Annotated in this window: 22 protein-coding genes; 10 read left to right on the top strand and 12 right to left on the bottom strand. The window is 66.1% G+C overall.

What is annotated here, in order from left to right; genetic code table 11:
- Positions 1 to 48 precede the first annotated feature (48 nt).
- The 7 genes from ACFSCW_RS04040 to ACFSCW_RS04010 all read right to left on the bottom strand — a co-directional run bounded on the left by ACFSCW_RS04040 (position 49) and on the right by ACFSCW_RS04010 (position 7,229).
- Positions 49 to 2,433, bottom strand: a complete 2,385-nt coding sequence (locus ACFSCW_RS04040) for a hypothetical protein (RefSeq protein WP_380887148.1) — start codon at positions 2,431 to 2,433, stop codon at positions 49 to 51.
- On the bottom strand, positions 2,433 to 2,699 hold the full coding sequence (locus tag ACFSCW_RS04035; protein ID WP_380887146.1) for a spike base protein, RCAP_Rcc01079 family: 267 nt from the start codon (positions 2,697 to 2,699) through the stop codon (positions 2,433 to 2,435). Before ACFSCW_RS04035 ends, ACFSCW_RS04040 begins: the two co-directional genes overlap by 1 nt.
- 164 nt (positions 2,700 to 2,863) lie before the next feature.
- Positions 2,864 to 3,922 (bottom strand): phage major capsid protein, encoded by a 1,059-nt coding sequence (locus ACFSCW_RS04030; RefSeq protein ID WP_380887144.1) that lies wholly within the window; start codon positions 3,920 to 3,922, stop codon positions 2,864 to 2,866.
- Positions 3,923 to 4,070: 148 nt separating this feature from the next.
- Complete coding sequence (locus ACFSCW_RS04025; RefSeq protein ID WP_380887142.1) at positions 4,071 to 4,418, bottom strand: HK97 family phage prohead protease; 348 nt, start codon at positions 4,416 to 4,418, stop codon at positions 4,071 to 4,073.
- Positions 4,415 to 4,723: a DUF6127 family protein gene (locus tag ACFSCW_RS04020; RefSeq protein WP_380887140.1), complete on the bottom strand. Its 309-nt coding sequence runs from the start codon at positions 4,721 to 4,723 to the stop codon at positions 4,415 to 4,417. The genes ACFSCW_RS04025 and ACFSCW_RS04020 overlap by 4 nt, the downstream gene beginning before the upstream one ends.
- Before the next feature lie 106 nt (positions 4,724 to 4,829).
- On the bottom strand, positions 4,830 to 5,951 hold the full coding sequence (locus ACFSCW_RS04015; protein ID WP_380887138.1) for a phage portal protein: 1,122 nt from the start codon (positions 5,949 to 5,951) through the stop codon (positions 4,830 to 4,832).
- A gap of 318 nt (positions 5,952 to 6,269) precedes the next feature.
- Positions 6,270 to 7,229, bottom strand: a complete 960-nt coding sequence (locus tag ACFSCW_RS04010; RefSeq protein WP_380887136.1) for a cation diffusion facilitator family transporter — start codon at positions 7,227 to 7,229, stop codon at positions 6,270 to 6,272.
- A 143-nt stretch (positions 7,230 to 7,372) separates the two neighbouring features.
- Between ACFSCW_RS04010 and ACFSCW_RS04005 the strand changes: the two genes are divergently transcribed.
- Together ACFSCW_RS04005 and ACFSCW_RS04000 are read left to right on the top strand one after the other, a co-directional pair.
- Complete coding sequence (locus ACFSCW_RS04005) at positions 7,373 to 8,764, top strand: MATE family efflux transporter (protein ID WP_380887134.1); 1,392 nt, start codon at positions 7,373 to 7,375, stop codon at positions 8,762 to 8,764.
- Between the two features lie 64 nt (positions 8,765 to 8,828).
- On the top strand, positions 8,829 to 9,263 hold the full coding sequence (locus ACFSCW_RS04000) for a response regulator (protein WP_380887132.1): 435 nt from the start codon (positions 8,829 to 8,831) through the stop codon (positions 9,261 to 9,263).
- A 149-nt stretch (positions 9,264 to 9,412) separates the two neighbouring features.
- Here the strand turns inward: ACFSCW_RS04000 and ACFSCW_RS03995 are convergent, their stop codons facing one another.
- Positions 9,413 to 10,408, bottom strand: a complete 996-nt coding sequence (locus ACFSCW_RS03995; protein ID WP_380887130.1) for a proline iminopeptidase-family hydrolase — start codon at positions 10,406 to 10,408, stop codon at positions 9,413 to 9,415.
- 60 nt (positions 10,409 to 10,468) lie between these two features.
- Between ACFSCW_RS03995 and ACFSCW_RS03990 the strand changes: the two genes are divergently transcribed.
- The 6 genes from ACFSCW_RS03990 to ACFSCW_RS03965 all read left to right on the top strand — a co-directional run bounded on the left by ACFSCW_RS03990 (position 10,469) and on the right by ACFSCW_RS03965 (position 15,150).
- Positions 10,469 to 10,903, top strand: coding sequence for a MarR family winged helix-turn-helix transcriptional regulator (locus ACFSCW_RS03990; RefSeq protein WP_380887128.1), 435 nt, complete (start codon positions 10,469 to 10,471; stop codon positions 10,901 to 10,903).
- Positions 10,904 to 10,952: 49 nt separating this feature from the next.
- Positions 10,953 to 11,999: a 4-hydroxyphenylpyruvate dioxygenase gene (gene hppD, locus ACFSCW_RS03985; RefSeq protein ID WP_380887126.1), complete on the top strand. Its 1,047-nt coding sequence runs from the start codon at positions 10,953 to 10,955 to the stop codon at positions 11,997 to 11,999.
- Between the two features lie 112 nt (positions 12,000 to 12,111).
- Positions 12,112 to 13,416 (top strand): homogentisate 1,2-dioxygenase, encoded by a 1,305-nt coding sequence (hmgA, locus tag ACFSCW_RS03980; RefSeq protein ID WP_380887124.1) that lies wholly within the window; start codon positions 12,112 to 12,114, stop codon positions 13,414 to 13,416.
- Positions 13,413 to 13,772 carry a cupin domain-containing protein gene (locus ACFSCW_RS03975; RefSeq protein ID WP_380887122.1) on the top strand — a complete coding sequence of 120 codons (360 nt, stop codon included), beginning with the start codon at positions 13,413 to 13,415 and terminating at the stop codon, positions 13,770 to 13,772. The genes hmgA and ACFSCW_RS03975 overlap by 4 nt, the downstream gene beginning before the upstream one ends.
- On the top strand, positions 13,769 to 14,779 hold the full coding sequence (locus ACFSCW_RS03970; RefSeq protein ID WP_380887120.1) for a fumarylacetoacetate hydrolase family protein: 1,011 nt from the start codon (positions 13,769 to 13,771) through the stop codon (positions 14,777 to 14,779). The genes ACFSCW_RS03975 and ACFSCW_RS03970 overlap by 4 nt, the downstream gene beginning before the upstream one ends.
- Positions 14,776 to 15,150: a Rieske (2Fe-2S) protein gene (locus ACFSCW_RS03965; RefSeq protein WP_380887118.1), complete on the top strand. Its 375-nt coding sequence runs from the start codon at positions 14,776 to 14,778 to the stop codon at positions 15,148 to 15,150. Before ACFSCW_RS03970 ends, ACFSCW_RS03965 begins: the two co-directional genes overlap by 4 nt.
- On the opposite strand, the gene ACFSCW_RS03960 is transcribed toward ACFSCW_RS03965, so the two are convergent.
- The 4 genes from ACFSCW_RS03960 to ACFSCW_RS03945 are packed head-to-tail and all read right to left on the bottom strand — an operon-like array spanning position 15,129 to position 18,483.
- On the bottom strand, positions 15,129 to 15,854 hold the full coding sequence (locus ACFSCW_RS03960) for a metallophosphoesterase family protein (protein ID WP_380887116.1): 726 nt from the start codon (positions 15,852 to 15,854) through the stop codon (positions 15,129 to 15,131). The two genes, ACFSCW_RS03965 and ACFSCW_RS03960, sit on opposite strands and share 22 nt — an antisense overlap.
- Positions 15,841 to 16,620, bottom strand: coding sequence for a hypothetical protein (locus tag ACFSCW_RS03955; RefSeq protein ID WP_380887114.1), 780 nt, complete (start codon positions 16,618 to 16,620; stop codon positions 15,841 to 15,843). Before ACFSCW_RS03955 ends, ACFSCW_RS03960 begins: the two co-directional genes overlap by 14 nt.
- A 43-nt stretch (positions 16,621 to 16,663) precedes the next feature.
- Positions 16,664 to 17,299 carry a hypothetical protein gene (locus ACFSCW_RS03950; protein WP_380887112.1) on the bottom strand — a complete coding sequence of 212 codons (636 nt, stop codon included), beginning with the start codon at positions 17,297 to 17,299 and terminating at the stop codon, positions 16,664 to 16,666.
- A complete protein-coding gene (locus ACFSCW_RS03945) occupies positions 17,299 to 18,483 on the bottom strand; it encodes a zinc-dependent alcohol dehydrogenase (RefSeq protein WP_380887110.1) in 1,185 nt (394 codons plus the stop codon). Before ACFSCW_RS03945 ends, ACFSCW_RS03950 begins: the two co-directional genes overlap by 1 nt.
- 56 nt (positions 18,484 to 18,539) lie before the next feature.
- Between ACFSCW_RS03945 and ACFSCW_RS03940 the strand changes: the two genes are divergently transcribed.
- Entirely contained in the window at positions 18,540 to 19,505 is a 966-nt protein-coding gene (locus ACFSCW_RS03940; RefSeq protein WP_380887108.1) for a DUF5996 family protein, read from the top strand.
- A gap of 166 nt (positions 19,506 to 19,671) precedes the next feature.
- Positions 19,672 to 19,872, top strand: coding sequence for a hypothetical protein (locus ACFSCW_RS03935; RefSeq protein ID WP_380887106.1), 201 nt, complete (start codon positions 19,672 to 19,674; stop codon positions 19,870 to 19,872).
- Positions 19,873 to 19,913 lie beyond the last annotated feature (41 nt).

Here is a 19,913-nt window from a genome sequence, read left to right as displayed (position 1 = left end):
CCAGTTCCCTCGTCTGCATTGTCGAAGCTCCTCAGCGAGCCGCCCGGCTCAGATGTCGGTCCGCTCGTAAGCGCCCGCAGCGCCGTTCCCGTCCGTCTTCCGGGCCACACCCGCGATGTCGAACCGGAGCGCCGCCAGCGGCACGGCCGCGCCACCGATGGTCACGCCGCTGCTGGACGATCCCGCCACGCGGCCATAGGCATCGTTGCTGCCGCCGGTAACCCGATAGTCGCCCGCGCCGCTCGTGCCCGCCGCGTTGTTGACGAAACCGATCGACGCCGCCGAAGCCTTGCCGTCGCCCGGCCAGACCTCGCCCAGCCACGTCGTGCCGCTCGCACTGACCGCAAAACCCTGGTCGTCGCCCAGCACGGAGACATTCCCCCGGTCGCCGACATGATAGCGCGATCGCCAGTTGCCGGTGCGACCGGAGGCCGTCGTGTTCGTGGTGAACGTGTCGGTTTTGATGTTGCAGTCGTACCAGACGTTGAACCGGCTGGTGATGCGCTTCAGCACGCCCGCCGCGCCGGCCACGTCCGCATAGGCCCGGTTGGTGCGGCCGATATTGGCGCCCGCCCCGCCCGCGCCCGGCAGCGTGTTGTGAAACTCGACGAAGTTCGTGAACGCCTGCGTCGTCCCGTCCGCGCCAAGCTGCAGCGCCGGGCTGCTCGCTGTGTTGGTCCGCTCGATGACGTTCTGCACCAGCGCGAAGCCGCGAGCATAGCCGCCGGGCAGCGCCCCGCTCGCCAGCACGCATGCCGCCTGCGTCTTCAGGAACTGGGTGTTGCAGATGACGCCGCCGTCGCAGCTATCCCAGTTCACGCTCCAATTGCCGTCGTCGAAGAAGCCGTTGGCGAAGCGGCAGCCGATCAGCGTGAACGGCTGGATCGCATAACGGTTCGCCAGCACCGCCGGCATGTCCTCGAACAACAGCCCGACGCACCGCACCTGAATCCGCGCCGTGCCGCCAAAGCCGAAGAACGGCAGCGGCATGTTCGCGCCGCCGGTCATCGTCACATTCTCGAAATAGCTGTGCGCGAACCCATAGTTGAACGGCGCCGAGGTGCTCGCGACTGCATTGATCGCATTGCCCCGAAACGCCACCCAGGTGTTGCCAGTATTGCCCGATCCGCCGTTAAAATTGCCGGCGTTGATCTCGAACGGGCAGCCCCAGCGCAGCATCGACGCCTGCGCCACGTTCGCGCCCGCCAACTGTGCCTTCACCGTGCCCGTCGCGCCCGGGTCCTTCACGATCTCGACCCAGCACTTGCCCGCAGCCGACGCACTGGTGTTGCCGACACCATGCGTCGCGCCCGCGCCCGCCGCATCCTCGCTCAAATAGATCGTCCCGCCCGCCGGGTCGGTATGTCCCTTGTTCGCCTGATTGTAAGACTGGAGCGCCGTCAGCGCAGCCGCAATCGTCGGATAGGCATCGGCCGCCGTCGCCCCCAGCCCGCCATAGCCCGCCGCCACTTTGCCCGATCCCGTCGCGGTCCCGCCCGGCTTCACGATCGCGCAGGCGCCGCCATAGCCGCCGGTCTTGTCGTTCAGGAAGCGAAGCGGCGTCTGCGGGTTGATCGTCGTCGCGTCGCCCGACACGCTGACGCCGTCCGTCAGCAGATCGAGCACCGCCGTCGCATCGCCCAGCCACGGATAGACCTTCGCGTTGACCCGGCACAGATCGGCCTGCGCCAGATTGGCCAGCGACACGCTCGCCGCATACACCTCGGCGATCTGCCCCTTGGTCTGGATCGTCGAAAGCTGCGGCACGGACGCCGAGACGGTCGCCGAAAGGTTCGCCACCGCCTGCGCATCCCGCGCCTGATACTGCACACACGCAACCTGTCGCCCGTTCATCGCATGCCGGTGAAACGCCACGCCCTCGACGGCATAGCTGCCGCCGGTCGCCCGCTCATGATGCATGTTCACCCAGGCGAAGAGCGGCTTCGGATAGGCTCGCGTCGAGCCGTTCGACATGCCGCCGATCGCACCGCTCGCAGCCGCCCCGTAATAGCCCGCCAGCGCCTGTCCCGAGACCAGGGTCGAGCCTTGATACACATCGTCATCCAGCGCGAAATGCACGGTCCGCACGCCTCCGCTCGCGCTGTTCAGCCGCTGTGTCTGGTTCGGATACTGCTTGCGCAGGACCGCCGTGCCGCGGATCGTGCGGACCACGGTCGTCGCTGCGCCACTGGCATCGAACCCCGGATCGCTGACCGTCAGCACGATCCTGGTTGGGTCGAAAGTCGACACGCCGTCATCCGGCAGCACGACCTTCGCGACCCAGCCGTTCGCGTCCGCGGCATCGGCGCCGTCCACCGCCTGCAAGCCGTTCGCCGGCAGTACCTGCAGCGACGCGATCGCCGACGCCGGCACAGCGGCGCCGGCATCGCGCCGCTTCAGCGCCAGGTCGATGCCGAAACCAAGGCTCGCCATCAGTAGAGCGCCACGATCGAGGCGGCGGTCGTGCCCGTCGCCCGCACGAACTTCGCCCGGAACGGCAACACCGATCCCGCCGCCAGATTCTTGAACGTCACGTCCGCCGTGTCGTTCAACCCGCGCGCAACCAGATCGCCGGCCACGCCCACGAACAGCGCCTTGGGAATATCGGCCAGCGCATTGCTGTCATGCGGCGCCACCGCCACGCCCCGCGTCGCCGGCGCCGACACGCCATCGACCAGCCCCGAAAATGGGTCCGCCATGTTGTTCTCCTTTGAAGACAAAGCCCCTCTCCCGCACCGCGGGAGAGGGCGACTCGGCCCTGCGGGGCCGAGCGGGGTGAGGGTCCTGTGGTACAGAAGGTGGCCCTCACCCGGGCCGCTGCGCGGCCGTCCCTCTCCCGCGAGCGGGAGAGGGGCTCCGCCGATCAGCTCACCCCGAACTTCAGCAGCTTGATCGCCTCGCTGTTCATCACCGCGCCGCCGATCCGCTTGACCGCATAGAAATGCACGAACGGCTTGTGCGTGAACGGATCGCGCAGGATTGTCGTCTCCTGACGCTCCGCGATCAGATAGCCGGCACGGAAATTACCGAACGCGATCGAGAAACTGTCGGTCGCGACGTCCGGCATGTCCTCCGCCTCGATCACCGGATAACCGAGCAAGGAATCCGGCTGACCGCTCGCCATCGCCGGCTGCCACAGGAACGCACCGTCCGCCGTCTTGAACTTGCGGATGCGCGCCAGCGTCGCCGAGTTCATCACGAACGCAGCACCCTGGCGATAGGGCGTGCGCAGCGACTGGATCAGGTCGATGAGCTTGTCCTGCGGCGAGGATGCAGGAAAGCCGCCCGCCACGCCCGTCGCCAGATACTGCAGCGTGCCGAACGCCCGCACCCCGTCCGCCTCGTTGGTCGGCGTGCCGGTCAGGAAGCCCCTCGGCTTGTTGACGCCGTCGCCCGAAATGAACGCCGCGCCTTCGGCCCGCGCGAACTCCGTCGCGATCTCGCCCGCCAGCCAGCTCTCGACGTCGAACGCGGCATCGTCCAGCATCGCCTGGCTCGCCGCCGGATTGGCGAACAGCTCGCCCATTGCCGGAGCGATTTCCTTGAACGTCGGCGTGTTCGTCTCCGCCCGCGCGCCCGTCTCCGAAGCCCAGCCCGAAGGCGTGCCGCCCGTCGTCACCAGTTTCTTGTAACCCGCTGATCCCACGCGAACCACATTGGCGATCCGTCGGATCGGCGAGATCGCCGTCAGGGTTCGATCCACGATCGCGTCCAGCTCCTTCGGCACCGCATAGCCGCCGTCGCCGGAGACCGCGCCCGAAAAGCTCTTCAGCTCGATCTCTGAGCCACGCCGCAGATACCCGTCGACAAACGCCTCGCGCCCGCCCGACACCCGCGCCCCACTGAGCGCCGGCCGCTCCACCGCCGGCGCATGCGCAACACCATCGAAACTCGCCTCGAGCGAGCCCGTCACCTGTTCCATCGCTTTCTCCTGTTTAGATCCTCCCCGGGACGGGGAGGGGGACCGTCCGAAGGACGGTGGAGGGGGCCCGGAGCCATGTCGCGGATGACCGGACCCCCTCCGTCAGCCCAGCGGGCTGCCACCTCCCCGTCCCGGGGAGGATTTCTCTTCATTCCACCGCAATCACCCGCGCCAGCGGCTGCATCGGCAGCCGGACGAGGCTGACCTCGATCAGTTCGAGATCAAGCAGCTCCCGCCCCCGCGCCAGATCGCGCGCTGCGCGCACCCGGTATCCGATCGACAGCCCCATCCCGGGCGCGACCGCCTTCTCCGCCGCCCCGATCACGCGCAGCCCGCGACCGTCTTCCGCAATCCGCTCGACCGATCCCACGCGACCGCCATGCTCCCAAAGCAAAGGCACGCCGCCCGCCGCGGACGCAAACGCCCCCGCCCGGATCACGTCCCCGCCCCGATCCGCATGGTCGAACACGGCCGCATAGCCCGCGAACCGCGTCACCCCAGCCGCTCCCACAGCCCGGTCTTCACCGCGATCCCGACGACGACCAGCGCCAGCACCAGCCGCACGAACCACCCTGCGACCGCCTGCACGGCTGACTTCTTGGCGTCACGCCACGCGCCGAGCAGGCTCCGCAACTCCCGCATGTCCGCAGCCGCGCTCGCATCCTCCAGCCCCAGCGAAGCCAGCGCTCGCCGCGCGCCCAGCTCCGCCGCTTCCTCGACCACCCCGCGCAACGTCGCGCGCGAAGCCCCTTCCGCCTCCGCCTGCGACAGCAGCGAGGCGAGCATATTGTCCTCGGTCATGGAAACTCCTTCAACCCTCTCCCCACTGGGGAGAGGGACGGCTGCGAAGCAGCCAGGGAGAGGGGCTGTCACCCTGCGTGCCGACTCTGCCCCTCTCCCGGCCTCGCTATGCTCGGCCACCCTCTCCCCGAAGGGGCGAGGGCATATTGACCGCCGCCCGCTTCTCCTCAGGCGTCAGCCAGTCCGCCCCGCTCACCATCGCCCACAGCCGCTCGCGATCCTCGCTCAGCTCCGGCACCCGGTCGACATCCACGCCGATCGTCACGTCCGGCCACCAAGACGAAAGCCCCTGCGCCAAAGCACCGAAAATCTTCCCCGCCAGCGGCAGGATCGTCAGCCGCCACAGCGACCGGTTCGCCTCGCGATAATTGGCGTAGGTGTTGTCACCCGGCAGCCCGAGCAGCATCGGCGGCACGCCAAAGGCCAGCGCGATCTCCCGCGCCGCCGTCGCCTTCAGCGAAACGAAATCCATGTCCGCCGGCGTCAGGCTCATCGCCTGCCATCGGAGCCCGCCGTCGAGCAGCATCGGCCGCCCGGCATGGCTCGCGCCCTGGAAATTGCCCTCCAGCTCGGTCTTCAGCCGTTCGAACTGCTCGACCGAAAGCACCGACCCATCCTTCGGCTCGTAAACCAGCGCTCCGCTCGGCCGCGCCGCATTGTCGAGCAGCCCCTTGTTCCAGCGCGTCGCCGCATTATGGATCGCGACCGCTCCCGCCGCAGCGCCCAGGCAGCCAAGCCCATAATGATCGTCGGTCGGGTGGAAGGCGCGGACATGCACCAGCCGCTCCGCCTCGATCCGCTGCGTAACTTCACCGACGCGGTACAAATAGGCCCCCGGCCATCCCCGCGCGTCCGCCTCGATCGATACCCGATCCGGCCGCAGAGCGTACAGTTCGGCCACGCGTCCCTGGGGATCGGCCAACAGCTCGACATAGCCATTGCCATGCAGCAGCAGGTGCGAAGCGACCGTCTCGATCAGCCCCTGCCCACCCGATTGCGCCGCGATCAGCCGCGCCACGTCCGGCTCGGAGCAGCTGATTGGCGCCGAGCCGATGCTTTCCGCCACCAGCCGCACCGCGCGTTGGGCGATCGGGTTCAGCGCATAGGCGTCGCGCACTTGCGCTTCATAGGATCGCGGCCACTCGCCCGCCCCGAACGTCATGCCGAACCCGCGCGTCAGCGCCGGCCGCGCGCTCCCGCGCCCGGCTTTCTTCCCGAACCATTTCATGCCGATCCTTCCGGAAGGGCCGAAGCCGCCAGGCCGATCCGCCCGACTCACATTTCTTCAGCGTGTCCTGTTAGTGCCAGAACAGCGTCACGATGTCAAGCATTTTGTACCGATATGGTTATCTCCTGCTGTGATATTCTGCACACAGCATGCGCAGGTCAGAGCAGGAGGAATATCAGGCCAACCAGAATCGCGATGATTGCCACGCCAGCTAGCCACACCCGAAACGGCAGCAGCGCGATAATCCAGTCAATCATTTCCGCTTCTCCGTCGGCCTACGCTCAACCAGCTTCCTTCGCCGGCTCTGTGGGCTCGGCATTAAACCACATGCGCCGGCTCCAGCGCGCATGACGCCGCTTCGCGCTCGATCTGCAAGGTCGAATGGTGAATGTGGAACCGCTCCCGCAGTGCCAGGCAGGTGTCATGCAGGAACGCGTCGCCCGGACAGCCGCCCGGCATTTCCAGATGGGCGGTCAGGGCCGTCTCGGTCGTGCTCATCGACCAGATGTGCAGGTCGTGCACCTTGGTGACGCCCGGCAATGCGACCAGCGCGGCTTCGACTTCGTCCGGCGAAATGCCCTCGGGCACACGATCCAGCGACATCGCGACCGAATCCCGCAGCAACCGCCAGGTGCCGAGGAAGATCATCACCACGATCGCAAGGCTGGTAACCGGGTCGAGCCACAGCCAGCCGGTCACGCCGATCAGCAATCCGGCAATCACCACGCCCAGCGACACCGCGGCGTCGGAAAGCATGTGCAGATAGGCGCCGCGGATGTTGATGTCGCTTTTCCGCCCGCTCGCGAACAGCCACGCCGTCCCCGCATTCACGGCAATGCCGATCCCGGCGACCAGCATCACCGTGTCGGTCTGGATCGGCTGCGGGTCCGCCAGCCGCCCGACCGCTTCCCAGGCAATGGCGGCAATCGCGATCAGCAGCATCAGCGCGTTCACCAACGCCGCGAGGATCGAGGTCCGCCGAAAGCCATAGGTGTAGTGCGTGCTCGGCGCCCGCGCGGAGAGCGTCGCCGCGCCCCACGCGATCAGCAACCCCAAAACGTCGGAAAGATTATGCCCCGCATCGGCCAGTAGCGCGACCGAGTTGGCGGCGATGCCGTAGATCGCCTCGACCACGACGAAGCCGGTGTTCAGAACCGTCCCGATCAGAAACGCGCGCCCGAAGCTCGCCGGCGCATGGCTGTGCCCGTGATGACCGTGGCCATAATGATGCCCATGGCCATGCCCCGAATGGTCGTGATGTGCGTGCCCGTCAGCCATCGATCGCATGAACCCGTTCAATCGTTATTCGGGGCCTCGATAGCGCGACCCGTCCCCGCTCCGCCAGTCCCGGGCGCGTGCGGTATCGGAAGAACTAATCCTCGCTTCGCCCGCCTGCTTCGGCTATCCGGGCCGGCTGACCTATGCACGCGCCAACGCCCTCCAAAGCCCATCCGTGGCGAGAAGAAACGGTTGCGACCGCGCAACTGGCGGGGCCGCTCATCCTGACGAATCTGGCGCAGTCGGCGATCAACGCGACCGACGTCGTGCTGCTCGGCTGGCTTGGCGCGCGCGAGCTCGCCGCCGCATCGATCGGCGTCAACCTGTTCATCGCCTTCCTGATCTTCGGCATGGGGCTGGTGATGGCCGCCTCGCCGATCATGGCGAAGCAATTGGGCGCGCGACGGCACAGCGTCCGCGAAACGCGGCGCACCGTCCGCCAGGCGATGTGGGCGGCGATCACGCTCAGCCTGCCGGTCTGGGCGATCCTCTGGCACGCCGAGCCGATCCTCCGCCTGCTCGGGCAAGACCCCGCGCTTTCCGCCAACGCAGCCCATTTCGTCCGCCCGCTGATGTTCGGCTATCTGCCGGCGCTCTGCTACCTCGTGCTGCGCGCCTATGTCGCCGCTCTGGAGCAGCCAGCTTGGGCATTGATGGTCAGCGTCGCCGGCGTCATCACCAACGCACTCCTCAATTACGCGCTGATCTTCGGCGCATTCGGCCTTCCCCGGCTTGGCCTGTTCGGCGCCGGCCTCGGCAGCGCGATCACGCAGACGCTGATGTTCCTCGGCATGGCGGTGGTGGTGACCACCCACCCGCGCTTCCGCCGCTACCGACTGTTCGGCCGCTTCTGGCGTGCGGACTGGCAGCGTTATCGCGAAGTCTGGCGGCTCGGCCTGCCGATCGCGCTCACGCTCTCGCTCGAGGTCACGGTGTTCAACGCCGCCGTCTTCCTGATGGGCCTGATCGGCACGACCTCGCTCGCCGCGCATGCGATCGCGATCCAGATCGCCTCGCTCACCTTCATGGTCCCGCTTGGGCTCAGCCAGGCCGTCACCGTCCGCGTGGGCCTCGCCTATGGCCGCCGCGATCCCCTCGGCATCGCCCGGGCCGGCTGGACGGCGTTCGTGATGGGCGTCGCGTTCATGGCCTGCATGGCGGTCGTAATGTTCGCCGTCCCGCACGGCCTGGTCGGCATCTTCCTCGACGAGGCCCTGCCCGAAAACCGTGCGGTGATCCCGCTCGCGGTATCGTTCCTCTACGTCGCCGCCTTCTTTCAGGTGTTCGACGGCGCCCAGTCGGTCGGCGCCGGCATGCTCCGCGGCCTGCAGGACACCACCCTGCCGATGGTCTTCGCCGCCTTCGGCTATTGGGTCGTCGGCATGGGCACCGCGCTGTGGCTCGGCTTTGGGCTTCGCTGGCATGGCGTCGGCATCTGGATTGGCCTTGCTCTCGGATTGGCAGTAGTCTCAGTGATGATGCTCGGCCGCTGGCTTCGGCGCGGCCGGCTCGGACTGGTCCCGCAAATCGCGTGAACGGTCCGGTAAGCTTTAGAAGACTATAAGCAAATCAGCAGTTTCGGAGGATTTGGGACAGGCTTTGGTTCGGGTTCTTGTCGTCGATGACTCGGTGACCATCCGCGCGATGATGCGGCAGGTGCTGGAGAGCGACCCGGAAATCCGCGTCGCCGGACTCGCCGCAAGCGCGGACGAGGCCGATCGCATGCTCGACGATCTGCTTGTCGACGTCATCACGCTCGATATCGAAATGCCCGGCCGCAACGGTATCGAATATCTTGCCGACGTGCGGAAAAATCGCGGCACCCCCGTCATCATGCTGTCCAGCCACGCCGCCCGCGGCGAGCAGACCCGCGCGCAATGCCTGCTGATGGGCGCCGCGGGTTGCTTCAACAAGGCGAACGCAGTGCGCGAAAAGGATCGCCTGATCCAGCTCGTGAAAGACGCCGCCCACCGCCAGGCCCGCCTCGACCCCGAAGACCGCACCGCCCTCGAAGCCGCCCGCGCCGCCGAGTAGCGGGAGTTTGTTAGAGCTTCATTGAATCCTGACCCCGTTCGGGCTGAGCCTGTCGAAGCCCTCCCTTTCTATTCTGAAACGCCGAAACAAGAAGAAAGGGCTTCGACAAGCTCAGCCCGAACGGTGTTTCAGGGTCGGTGTGACAGATTCTACAACCGCGCGGCCCTCAAAAAAGCCCCCGTCGCGCCGACCACTCGCGCCGGGTCCTCGACATGACTCATGTGCGAAAGCTCGTCGAACGCGACCAGCTTCGAGCGTCTCACCAGCTTCTGGATGCGCCGGGCAATCCAGGGCGGCCCTTCGTCATATTCGCCGCAGGTAATCAGCGTCGGCACGCGAACCCCACGCAACGCACGCGTGTTGTCGATTGACGCGAACGTTCCGGTGAATTGGAATTCGGTCGGTCCGTTCAGATGCGCATAGACCGGGTTGCGCCCGATCTCCTCACCGATCCGGTTGAACCAGTCGGGGTAGGGATCGAGCCGGCACAGATGCCGCGCGTAATAGGCCTGGATCAGCTTCTGATAGGCGGGATCGTCCATCGCTCCGCTCTTCTCGGCCCGGTCGATCGTCGCGCGCGCATCGGGCCCGAACTCCAGCAGCCAGCGCTCGGCCGCTTCCTGGAAATCCAGCCAGCGCACGCCGGTCCCCGCCAGCACCAGCCCCGCAACGCGTTCCGGATGCGCCGCCGCATAGGCCGGCGCCAGAACCCCGCCCCAGCTATGCCCTAGCAGCACGACCTTCTCGAACGCTAGATGCGCCCTCAGCGCCTCCAGCTCCGCCACATAGCGATCAAGCGTATAAAGGCTCAGATCCTCCGGCCGCGCCGACTTGCCGCACCCGCTCTGGTCGTAGGTCACCACCTGCCGGTCGGTCGCAAGGCCGACATAAGGCCGCATGTAGGTCTCGCCCGCCGCCGGTCCGCCGTGCAGCGTGATCACCGGCGTGCGCCCGAACTGGCCATAAACCCGGTAATAGACGCCGCCGTTCGGCCCGGGCGCCTGCCCGGTCAGCACCGGCTCGTCGTCGATGTGCCACAGCTTCGGATCGGGCTGCGGCAGCGGCTTGTAGCCCTTGGCCATGACGGCCGGCGCCACCACCGCCCCCGCCATTCCCGCCAGCATCGAACGCCGTGAAAGCCGCATGCCCTGCCCCCTCGCCTGCACTGTTCCACATGCGCGTCGTCCGGTCCATAAGGATGCGCCATGCTGCGTCTCGACACGTTCCTGCCCTATCAACTTTCGGTCACCTCGAATGCCGTGAGCAGCGCCATCGCGCGGGCCTATGAAACGCTGTTCGGCCTGCGCATTCCCGAATGGCGGCTGATCACGATCCTTGCCGAAGCCGATGGCGTCAGCCAGCAGGCGCTCGTCGCCCGCACCGAAATGGACAAGATGACGGTCAGCCGCGCTGCCCAGGCGCTCGTCGCGCGCGGGCTTGTCACGCGGGTGCCGCACGGCACCGACAAACGCAGCCACGCGCTGACGCTCAGCGGCGAAGGCCGCGCGCTTTATCAGCAGATCGCGCCCAAAGCGCTGGAGCTGGAAGAGCGGCTGCTGAACAAGCTTGGCGAGCGCGAAATCGAGCAGCTCAAAAAGACCCTCGCCAAACTGAAGGCGGCCAGCCAGGCGTTGCGTTGATTGGTAACATCTGTTACGACTTTCGCATCCCGACTCAGGAGCGAGAAGAATGAGCGCCGACAACCCGCTTGGCCTGAACGGCTTCGAATTCGTCGAATTCACCTCGCCCGATCCGGAAGCGATGGCGCGGCAGTTCGAGCAGCTCGGCTTCGTGCCCACCCACCGCCACCCGCGCAAGAACATCACGCGCTACAAGCAGGGCCGCATCAACCTGATGCTGAACCGCGACGATGCCGGTCGCGTCGCCGCGTTCCGAGGCGAGCATGGCCCGTCGGCGAGCGCGATGGCCTTCCGCGTCGCCGATCCGGAAGCCGCGATGAAATGGGCGCTCGCCCACGGCGCCAAGCGCACCGAGGAAGACGACACCGTTATCATGGGGATCGGCGGCTCCTACCTCTATTTCATCAAGGACGGCGTGGACCTGTATTCCGACTGGGCGGAGTTCCCGGGCTGGCGCGAGGCCGAGGCGAAGAACAATGTCGGCCTCGACCTGCTCGACCACCTCACCCACAATGTCCGGCGCGGCCAGATGCGGGTCTGGTCGGAGTTCTACAAGGAATTGTTCGGCTTCGAGGAACAGAAATATTTCGACATCAAGGGCCAGGCGACCGGGCTGTTCAGCCAGGCGATGATCGCGCCCGATAAGGCGATCCGCATCCCCTTGAACGAGAGCCAGGACGACAAGAGCCAGATCGAGGAATTCATCCGCGAATATCATGGCGAAGGCATCCAGCACCTCGCCCTCACCACGCCCGACATCTACGATACGGTCGAGCGCCTCCGCGCTCGCGGCGTCAAGCTGCAGGACACGATCGAGACCTATTACGAACTGGTCGACAAGCGCGTCCCCGGCCACGGCGAGGACCTCGAACGCCTCCGCAAGAACCGCATCCTGATCGACGGCAGCGTCGAGACCGGCGAAGGCATCCTCCTCCAGATCTTCACCGAAAACATGTTCGGCCCGATCTTCTTCGAGATCATCCAGCGCAAGGGCAACGAAGGCTTCGGCAACGGCAATTTCCAGGCCCTGTTCGAAAGCATCGAACTCGACCAGATCAGACGCGGCGTGATCAAGGTCGAAGAACCGGTGGAGTAGGATGATGGGCGAAGCGGGATGATATAGTGTCCGTTCGTTTCGAGCGAAGTCGAGAAACGCGCGTAACGTCATGCTCCGCTTCTCGACTTCGCTCGAAGCGAACGGGATTGGTATGAACATTCAGAATCAAATTGCCGCCACCGCGCCCTACACCCCCGGCTTCGGCAACCACCACGCCACCGAAGCCGTCCCCGGCGCGCTCCCCGTCGGCCGCAACTCCCCGCAAAAGCCCCCATTCGGCCTCTACGCCGAACAACTCTCCGGCACCGCCTTCACCGCACCGCGCCACGAGAACCGCCGTTCCTGGCTCTACCGCCTGCGCCCCTCCGCCGAGCACCCGCCCTACACGCGCTACCAAGGCGCCAAACGCTTCGCCCCCGGCACCGTCAATGAGCCGCTGCCCCCCAACCGCCTGCGCTGGGACCCGATCACCGCCAGCCCCGCCGGCACCGACCTGATCGACGGCATCACAACGATGCTCGCCAACCGCGACCCCGCCGATCTAGAAGGCGTCGCCGTCCACGTCTATGCCGCCGACAAGCACATGGACCGCCGTGCCTTCGTCGATGCCGATGGCGAACTGCTCTTCATCCCCCAGGCCGGCCGGCTCGACCTGCTCACCGAACTCGGCCGCATCGAAGTCGCGCCCGGTCAGGTCGCGCTGATCCCGCGCGGCGTCCGCTTCCGTGCGTTGCTGCCGGATGGACAAGCCCGCGGCTATATCGCCGAGAACCACGGCGCGATGTTCCGCCTCCCCGATCTCGGGCCGATCGGCGCCAACGGCCTCGCCAATCCGCGCGATTTCGAGACGCCCGCCGCTTGGTTCGAGGATCGCGACCAGCCGTTCGAGCTCGTCCAGAAATATCTGGGCAGCCTCTGGACCACCAATCTCGACCATTCCCCCCTCGACGTCGTCGCCTGGCACGGCAATCTCGCGCCGTTCCGCTACGACCTGTCGCGCTTCAACACGATGAACACGGTCAGCTTCGACCATCCCGACCCGTCGATCTTCACCGTGCTGACCTCGCCCAGCGACGTGCCCGGCCGCGCCAACGCCGACTTCGTCATCTTCCCCCCGCGCTGGATGGTGGCGGAAGACACGTTCCGCCCGCCCTGGTTCCACCGCAACATCATGTCCGAAGCGATGGGCCTGATTACCGGCGCCTATGACGCCAAGGCCGAAGGCTTTCAGCCCGGCGGTCTCTCCTTGCACAACCTGATGTCCGGCCATGGCCCCGACGTCGCAAGCTGGCGCGGCGCGAGCGAAGCGGAGCTGAAACCCCACAAGATCGACGGCACGATGGCCTTCATGGTCGAAACCTGCTGGCCATATCGCCTGACGGAACACGCTCGCGATCACGCCCAGCCGGATTACGATTCCTGCTGGCAAGGCTTCCCAAAGGCGCGGATCGAATGAAGGTCAGCATCGAGGAAAAGTTTGCCGCTTTCGCCGAGCATTGGCGGCCGAAGATCGTCGCGCAGCTCAATGGGCAGGACGTCCGGCTGGTGAAAACCAAGGGCACTTTCCCATGGCACGCCCATGCCCACGCCGAGGAAATGTTCCTGTGCTGGAAAGGCGCGTTCCGCGTCGAATTCCGCGATCATGTCGTCACGCTTGGCCCCGGCGAGATGATCGTCGTACCGCGCGGGGTTGAACACCGCACCGCAAGCGACGAAGAAGCCGAAGTGCTGATCTTCGAACCCTCCGAAGTCATCAACACCGGCGACGCGCCCTCGTCCGAGTTCACGGCGCCTTCGGGAGTGACGATTTGAAGCTGGCATCGTTGAAATCCGGTCGTGACGGCCGCCTCGTCGTCGTCTCGCGCGACCTCCATTGGTATGCCGATGCGACGCACATCGCCCGCACGATGCAGGCGGCGCTCGACGATTGGGACCATGTCGCGCCGAAACTCGAATTGCTGGCGACCGACCTCGAACATGAAGCAATCCCGCTCGAGCGCTTCCACGAGCGTCGCGCTGCAGCACCGCTCCCCCGCGCTTACCAATGGGCTGACGGCTCGGCTTACGTGAACCATGTCGAGCTGGTGCGGAAAGCGCGCGGCGCCGAAATGCCGGAAAGCTTCTGGACCGACCCGCTGATGTACCAGGGCGCGTCCGACAGCTTCCTCGCCCCCCGCGATCCGATCCCGCTCAAGGACGAAGCCTGGGGCTGCGACATGGAAGGCGAAGTCTGCGTCGTCACGGGCGACGTGCCGCAGGGCGCGACGCGCGAGGAATGCCTCGCCGCGATCCGCCTGGTCGGCCTCGTCAACGACGTGTCGCTCCGCAACCTCATCCCCGGCGAGCTCGCCAAGGGCTTCGGCTTCTTCCAGTCCAAACCCGCCTCCACGCTATCGCCCGTGCTGGTAACGCCCGACGAGCTGGGCGGCGCGTGGAAAGACGGCAAGCTCCACCGCCCGCTGCTGGTCGAGCTCAACGGCCAACCGTTCGGCAAGGCCGATGCCGGCGTCGACATGACGTTCGATTTCGGCACCCTCGTCGCCCATGTCGCCAAGACCCGCAGCCTCGTCGCCGGCTCGATCGTCGGCTCCGGCACCGTCTCGAACAAGGGCGCGGACGGCGGCCCAGGCAAGCCGGTGGCCGAGGGCGGCCTCGGCTATAGCTGCATCGCCGAAATCCGAATGATCGAGACGATCCAGGGCGGCAAGCCGGTCACGCCCTTCCTCCGCCACGGCGACCGCGTCCGCATCGACTGCCAGGACGAACACCACCACAGCATCTTCGGCGTGATCGAGCAGGAGGTCGTTCCGGTCGCATGAGCGACCGCCTCACCGCCACACCACACGGCGTCACCCTCTGCGCCCTCGCCGATCTCCCCGATCCCGGCGCGCGCAACTTCGTGCTGCAGATCGGCGAGCGCTATTTCCACGGCTTCGTCGTTCGCCGCGGCAAGACGGTGGCCGGCTATGTCGACGCCTGCCCGCACATGGGCCTGCCGCTCGCGAAGCAGCTCGACGACTACCTGACCAACGACGCAACCCTGATTGAATGCGACTGGCACGGCGCCCTTTTCCGCCCGGAAGACGGCCTCTGCGTCGGCGGCCCATGCGTCGGACAACGCCTTCGCCCCTGGCCGGTCGAGCTCGTGAACGGCCTCGTCAAAACCGCTCAGACGGTGAACAGCGCATAGGGCCGGTCGAACTTCGGCCGGACCACGAACTGCGCCACATTATACACCGGCGTCCCCCGCATCGTCCGTCCTTCATAGGCCCCATGATGCGCGTGCCCGTGCACGACCAGCTTCACATGGTCGAACCGGTCGATCGCATCCGCCAGTCGCGCCGAGCCAAGCCAGGGAAAAATCTCGATCGGCTCGCCCTCTAGCGTCTGCGGGATCGGCGCATAATGCAGCACCGCCACCGACCGTTCGGTCCTGAGCGACCGCAACCCATTCTCCAGCTTACGCGCCTCGTTATTGGCCTCGTCGACGATCGCCTTCAGCGGCCCTTCCCCGAACGGCGCCAGCTCGCCCCGCCCGAAGCCGCCCAGGAATCCCTTCACCCCCGCAAAGCCGACGCCCTCGATCTCAACCGCCTGCTCGTCGAGGATGATCATCCCCGCCTGGTGCAGGATCTCGGCGACCCGCTCCGGCTGGCCGCACTCATGGTCGTGATTGCCGAGCACGCCGATCACCGGCTTGGTCGCACAGCGTATGTCCTCGGCCAGGATTTCGGCTTCCCTGGTCTTGCCGAAATTGGTGAGGTCGCCGGCAAGCACGATCACATCGGCGTGCCCGGACATTTCCTTGAACAGCTCGGCATAGGGCCGGCTCGCGGTTTCGGTCACGTGCAGGTCGCCGATCGCGGCGATGGTGATCGGCTCAGTGGTGCTCATAACGCTCCTCGAGATTGCCGAAGGCTTCGGAAAAGCCCCATTCGGTCACGTCGATCTGATAGTCGCGCGGCGAAAAGATGCGCCCGCGGCACACCTTCACGCCCGGCCCGGGCATCGCCCGCTGCGCGGCCAGCCGCTCCAGCAGTTCGTCCATCAGCCATTTCGGCACCAGCTCGCGTTCGCTCGGATAGACGAAGCGGAAGTTGAGCAGCGCCATCAGCAGCACTTCCCAATACAGCTCGAGCTGATCGAGCAGCCGCCGCCAGTCGATCTCCTCATGCTTCATCAGGATCACGTGGGCGACGTCCGCGCCGTCGTACCGATACCGGTCCTGCACGAAAATCTTGGACACGATGAACTCGGTCGGCGGCACCAGACGCACGACCGTGTCGTACACCTCCGCCTTGGGCGCAGCCTTGAACCAGTCGTCGCTGATCGGCGTGCCCGATGTGGGGATCGAAAAGATCACGTCCATGAACAGCTCGCCGCGCGTGATCCGCGCCAGCCAGCGCTCGTCGACCATCTCGACCGGCACGCCCTGCTCCTGGAAATAGGCGAGGATCTTGAGCGCGTCGCTCGGCTTTGCGAAGACATCGACATCCTTGGTCGGCCGCACGATGCCGGTGTAGCAGGACAGCGCAAACGTGCCCGACAGCAGGAACGGATGCCCGGACCGCGCCAGCAGCTTCAGGCATTCCGCATAGAAATCCTCGCGCTCCGGCGGGATTTTCAGTTCGGTCGAATTAAGCGCGTCGGTTGCAGCCATGGAGAGGGAACGGCGCTTGGCCGGCGCCGTTCCCTTGCCCGTCTCAGCTAACAGACATGCCCGCAGGGATGGGCGCCTGTCCCGCGTCCGTCTCGGTCCGCGCCGGATCGCTTGCGCTCCGGCGTTTCGAACCCGTCGCGGTGTCGCTCGAATGGACCTTGTCCTTCCGCGCATCATGCTGCGCCACCGCCGGCCCGCGCTCGGGCTTCTGTTGATAATAGCCGCGCGACGCCTCCACCCCCTTGGGCAGCCCCGAACGGTCGCTATAGTCCGCTGGCGGCGGACGCTCGCCGCCGCGCTTCGCCATCATGGTCGCGGCAAACGCGTCCAGCGCGGCAAAGCCCGCGGCCGCGCCGATGCCCAGCCAAGCGTTGCGCTTCTGCTCCTGATTGCCGCTGCGGGTGCCGAGCGCGACGGTGGCCAGATCAAGCACGTCACCCGCCGTCCGCGCCCAAAGCGCCGGCGTGGGGTTGATCGACAACGTGCCGATGCCGGACCCGATCTCGCGCAGGCCATAGGCGCGCACCAGATTCTCCTTGCCTTCCAGCCCGAACATCTTGGTGAACCGGCCCGGCGAGACCAGCTCCGCCACGCCAAGTCCCAGGGCAAACAGACCGATCCCGCGCACCAGCGCATCGGACCCGCTCAGCGAGCTGTCGCTGCCATATTTGAACGCCATTACGCCGCCTCCATCTCTGGCTTCAGCATCACCTTGATGCAGTTGTCCTTCCGGCTCTCGAACTTGGGATACATGGACGGCCCCTCGGAAAGCGGCGCCTTGTGCGTCACGACGAAGCTCGGATCGAGCGCACCGTCCTCGATCAGCTCGATCAGCTCGTCCGTCCAGCGTTTCACATGGGTCTGGCCGGTCCTCAGCGTCAGGCCCTTGTTCATCAGCGCGCCGAACGGAATCTTGTCGAGCACGCCGCCATAGACGCCCGGCACCGACAGGATGCCGCCCGCCCGGCACAGCAGGATCATCTCGCGCAGCACGTGCGGCCGGTCGGTCTCGAGCATGAACGTCTGCTTGGTCCGGTCGTAAAGGTGCTCGGGCAAGATCTGCGAATGCGATTCCATGCCGACAGCGTCGATGCACTTTTCGGGCCCCTTGCCGTCGGTGAGCGCGTCGAGCCGCTCCTTCACGCTTTCCTCGCCCGGATTGATCGTGATCGCGCCGGCGGCGGCGGCCATGCTCAGCCGCTCAGGCAGGAAGTCGATCGACACGACCTGTTTCGCGCCCAGCAGGATCGCACTCCTGATCGCCATCTGGCCGACCGGCCCGGCGCCCCAGATCGCGACCGTGTCGGTCGGCTCGATGTCGCACCAGACCGCCGCCTGCCATCCGGTCGGCAGAATGTCGGTCAGGAACAGCGCCTGCTCGTCAGGGATCGAGTCAGGCACCTTGATGTGCGTGTGGTCTGCGAAGGGCACGCGCAGATATTCGGCCTGCCCGCCGGCATAGCCTCCAGTCAGGTGCGTATAGCCGAACAGCCCGGCGGTCGTCCGCCCAAACGCCGCCTCGGCCAGCTTGGCCTTGCGGTTCGTCCGTTCGCAAACCGAGAAATTGCCTTTGCGGCACTGCTCGCATTCGCCGCAAGTGATCTGGAAGGGAATGGCGACCCGGTCTCCAGGCTTCAGCGCCTTGTTGTCCTTGCCGACTTCGACGACCTCGCCCATCGTCTCGTGGCCCAGGATGTCGCCCGGCATCATGCCCGGCATGAAGTTGTGGAACAGGTGCAGGTCCGATCCGCAGATCGCGCAGCTCGTCACCTTGATGATCGCGTCCCGCCCATCCTCGATTTCGGGATCGGGCATTGTTTCGTAGCGAACGTCCTGCTTGCCGTGCCAGACCAGCGCCTTCATGTTGGGTCTCCCGTCGTCGTGTGGCCGCTCAACGTGACGAGGCGGAGGGTGTTGCAATGAAAAGCGCAGCCGAAATGAAGAAATTGCCGGAACTTAACTGGGATCAGTGGCGGGACACCGCGCTCACGCTTCAACTCTGGACTCAGGTGGTCGGCAAGGTCCGGCTGACGCAGACGCCTTGGCTCAATCATGGCTGGCATGTGCCGCTTTACGTGACGTCGCGCGGCCTCGGCACCGGCACCATCCCGCATGAGGCCGGCGCGTTCGAACTGGAGTTCGATTTCCTAGCCCACTGCCTGCACTGCCGCACCGATGACGGGTTCGACGAAGGCTTTCCGCTCGCGGCGATGCCCGTCGCGGACTTCTTCGCCCAAACCATGGCCCTGCTCGATCGCGCCGGACGCGCGACGCGAATTCATGTGCTGCCGAACGAAGTCCCCGATCCGATCCCGCTCGACCAAGACCGGCAGCACCGCAGCTACGATGCGGATGCAGTCAATCGCTTCTGGCGGGCGCTTCTCTTCGCGGACGCCCTCTTCAAACGCTTCCGCACCGGCTTTCTCGGCAAGGCAAGCCCGGTCCACTTCTTCTGGGGCAGCTTCGATCTCGCCGTGACGCGTTTCTCCGGCCGCGCTGCCCCGCTCCACCCCGGTGGCGTGCCTGGCCTTCCCGATCGGGTTACGCAGGAAGCCTATTCGCACGAAGTGTCGAGCGCCGGTTTCTGGCCGGGCAGCGATGCCTATCCGCGCGCCGCATTTTATTCCTATGCCTATCCCGAGCCGCCCGGCTTCCGCATCGCGCCGGTCCCAGCGCCGGGCCGCTTCGACGATGCGCTGGGCGAGTTCCTGCTCGATTACGATGCGATCCGCGACTCGCCCAACCCCGAAAAGACGCTGCTCGACTTTCTGCAGGCGACTTACGAAGCTGCTGCAAATTCAGCAGCTTGGGACCGCGCGCGCCTGGAATGCGATTTCGGCGCGCCCGGCAAACCGCGGCCGGTTCCGGGCGCCGGACAAGTGTAGCAAAATCACAACAGTGGCTGAGAAACGGCGCGGCCCCGCTTGTCATCGTCTTCGGATCGGCTAGACACGGTGCCGAGTGCGCGATCCCTTCGCTCACCATACTCAATTTGTGCCGTTCAGGGAGGCAAGAATGTTCAAGCGTGGTTTGATTGCTGCTGCCGCAGCCATGAGCCTGGTTTCGGCTCCGGCGCTCGCGCAGAGCAGCGCGTCGAAGCTGTCGGTCGCGTCGGCGGCGCGCACCAGCGCTTCGGCCAAGGGCGAGAACCTGTTCGGCGGCGGCGCGCTGGTTGGCGTGCTGGTGTTCGCGGCGGTTGTCGCGGCGATCTATTTCGTTGCCGACAGCAGCGACGAGCCGAACAGCCCGTAGTCTTTCGGACACTGATACGAAAACGCCGGCGTCTCCTTCGA

Origin of the sequence: Sphingomonas tabacisoli (genome assembly GCF_042678385.1) — a bacterium.
GTDB lineage: Bacteria > Pseudomonadota > Alphaproteobacteria > Sphingomonadales > Sphingomonadaceae > Sphingomonas_B > Sphingomonas_B tabacisoli.
This window is presented reverse-complemented; position numbering and strand designations above follow the sequence as displayed.

Bases quoted from the DNA above. Each gene is read 5' to 3' on its own strand.
- ACFSCW_RS04040 (WP_380887148.1), bottom strand. From the start codon at position 2,433: ATGGCGAGCCTTGGTTTCGGCATCGACCTGGCGCTGAAGCGGCGCGAT.
- ACFSCW_RS04035 (WP_380887146.1), bottom strand. From the start codon at position 2,699: ATGGCGGACCCATTTTCGGGGCTGGTCGATGGCGTGTCGGCGCCGGCG.
- ACFSCW_RS04030 (WP_380887144.1), bottom strand. From the start codon at position 3,922: ATGGAACAGGTGACGGGCTCGCTCGAGGCGAGTTTCGATGGTGTTGCG.
- ACFSCW_RS04020 (WP_380887140.1), bottom strand. From the start codon at position 4,723: ATGACCGAGGACAATATGCTCGCCTCGCTGCTGTCGCAGGCGGAGGCG.
- ACFSCW_RS04015 (WP_380887138.1), bottom strand. From the start codon at position 5,951: ATGAAATGGTTCGGGAAGAAAGCCGGGCGCGGGAGCGCGCGGCCGGCG.
- ACFSCW_RS04010 (WP_380887136.1), bottom strand. From the start codon at position 7,229: ATGGCTGACGGGCACGCACATCACGACCATTCGGGGCATGGCCATGGG.
- ACFSCW_RS04005 (WP_380887134.1), top strand. From the start codon at position 7,373: ATGCACGCGCCAACGCCCTCCAAAGCCCATCCGTGGCGAGAAGAAACG.
- ACFSCW_RS03995 (WP_380887130.1), bottom strand. From the start codon at position 10,408: ATGCGGCTTTCACGGCGTTCGATGCTGGCGGGAATGGCGGGGGCGGTG.
- ACFSCW_RS03990 (WP_380887128.1), top strand. From the start codon at position 10,469: ATGCTGCGTCTCGACACGTTCCTGCCCTATCAACTTTCGGTCACCTCG.
- hppD (WP_380887126.1), top strand. From the start codon at position 10,953: ATGAGCGCCGACAACCCGCTTGGCCTGAACGGCTTCGAATTCGTCGAA.
- hmgA (WP_380887124.1), top strand. From the start codon at position 12,112: ATGAACATTCAGAATCAAATTGCCGCCACCGCGCCCTACACCCCCGGC.
- ACFSCW_RS03975 (WP_380887122.1), top strand. From the start codon at position 13,413: ATGAAGGTCAGCATCGAGGAAAAGTTTGCCGCTTTCGCCGAGCATTGG.
- ACFSCW_RS03965 (WP_380887118.1), top strand. From the start codon at position 14,776: ATGAGCGACCGCCTCACCGCCACACCACACGGCGTCACCCTCTGCGCC.
- ACFSCW_RS03960 (WP_380887116.1), bottom strand. From the start codon at position 15,854: ATGAGCACCACTGAGCCGATCACCATCGCCGCGATCGGCGACCTGCAC.
- ACFSCW_RS03955 (WP_380887114.1), bottom strand. From the start codon at position 16,620: ATGGCTGCAACCGACGCGCTTAATTCGACCGAACTGAAAATCCCGCCG.
- ACFSCW_RS03950 (WP_380887112.1), bottom strand. From the start codon at position 17,299: ATGGCGTTCAAATATGGCAGCGACAGCTCGCTGAGCGGGTCCGATGCG.
- ACFSCW_RS03945 (WP_380887110.1), bottom strand. From the start codon at position 18,483: ATGAAGGCGCTGGTCTGGCACGGCAAGCAGGACGTTCGCTACGAAACA.
- ACFSCW_RS03940 (WP_380887108.1), top strand. From the start codon at position 18,540: ATGAAAAGCGCAGCCGAAATGAAGAAATTGCCGGAACTTAACTGGGAT.
- ACFSCW_RS03935 (WP_380887106.1), top strand. From the start codon at position 19,672: ATGAGCCTGGTTTCGGCTCCGGCGCTCGCGCAGAGCAGCGCGTCGAAG.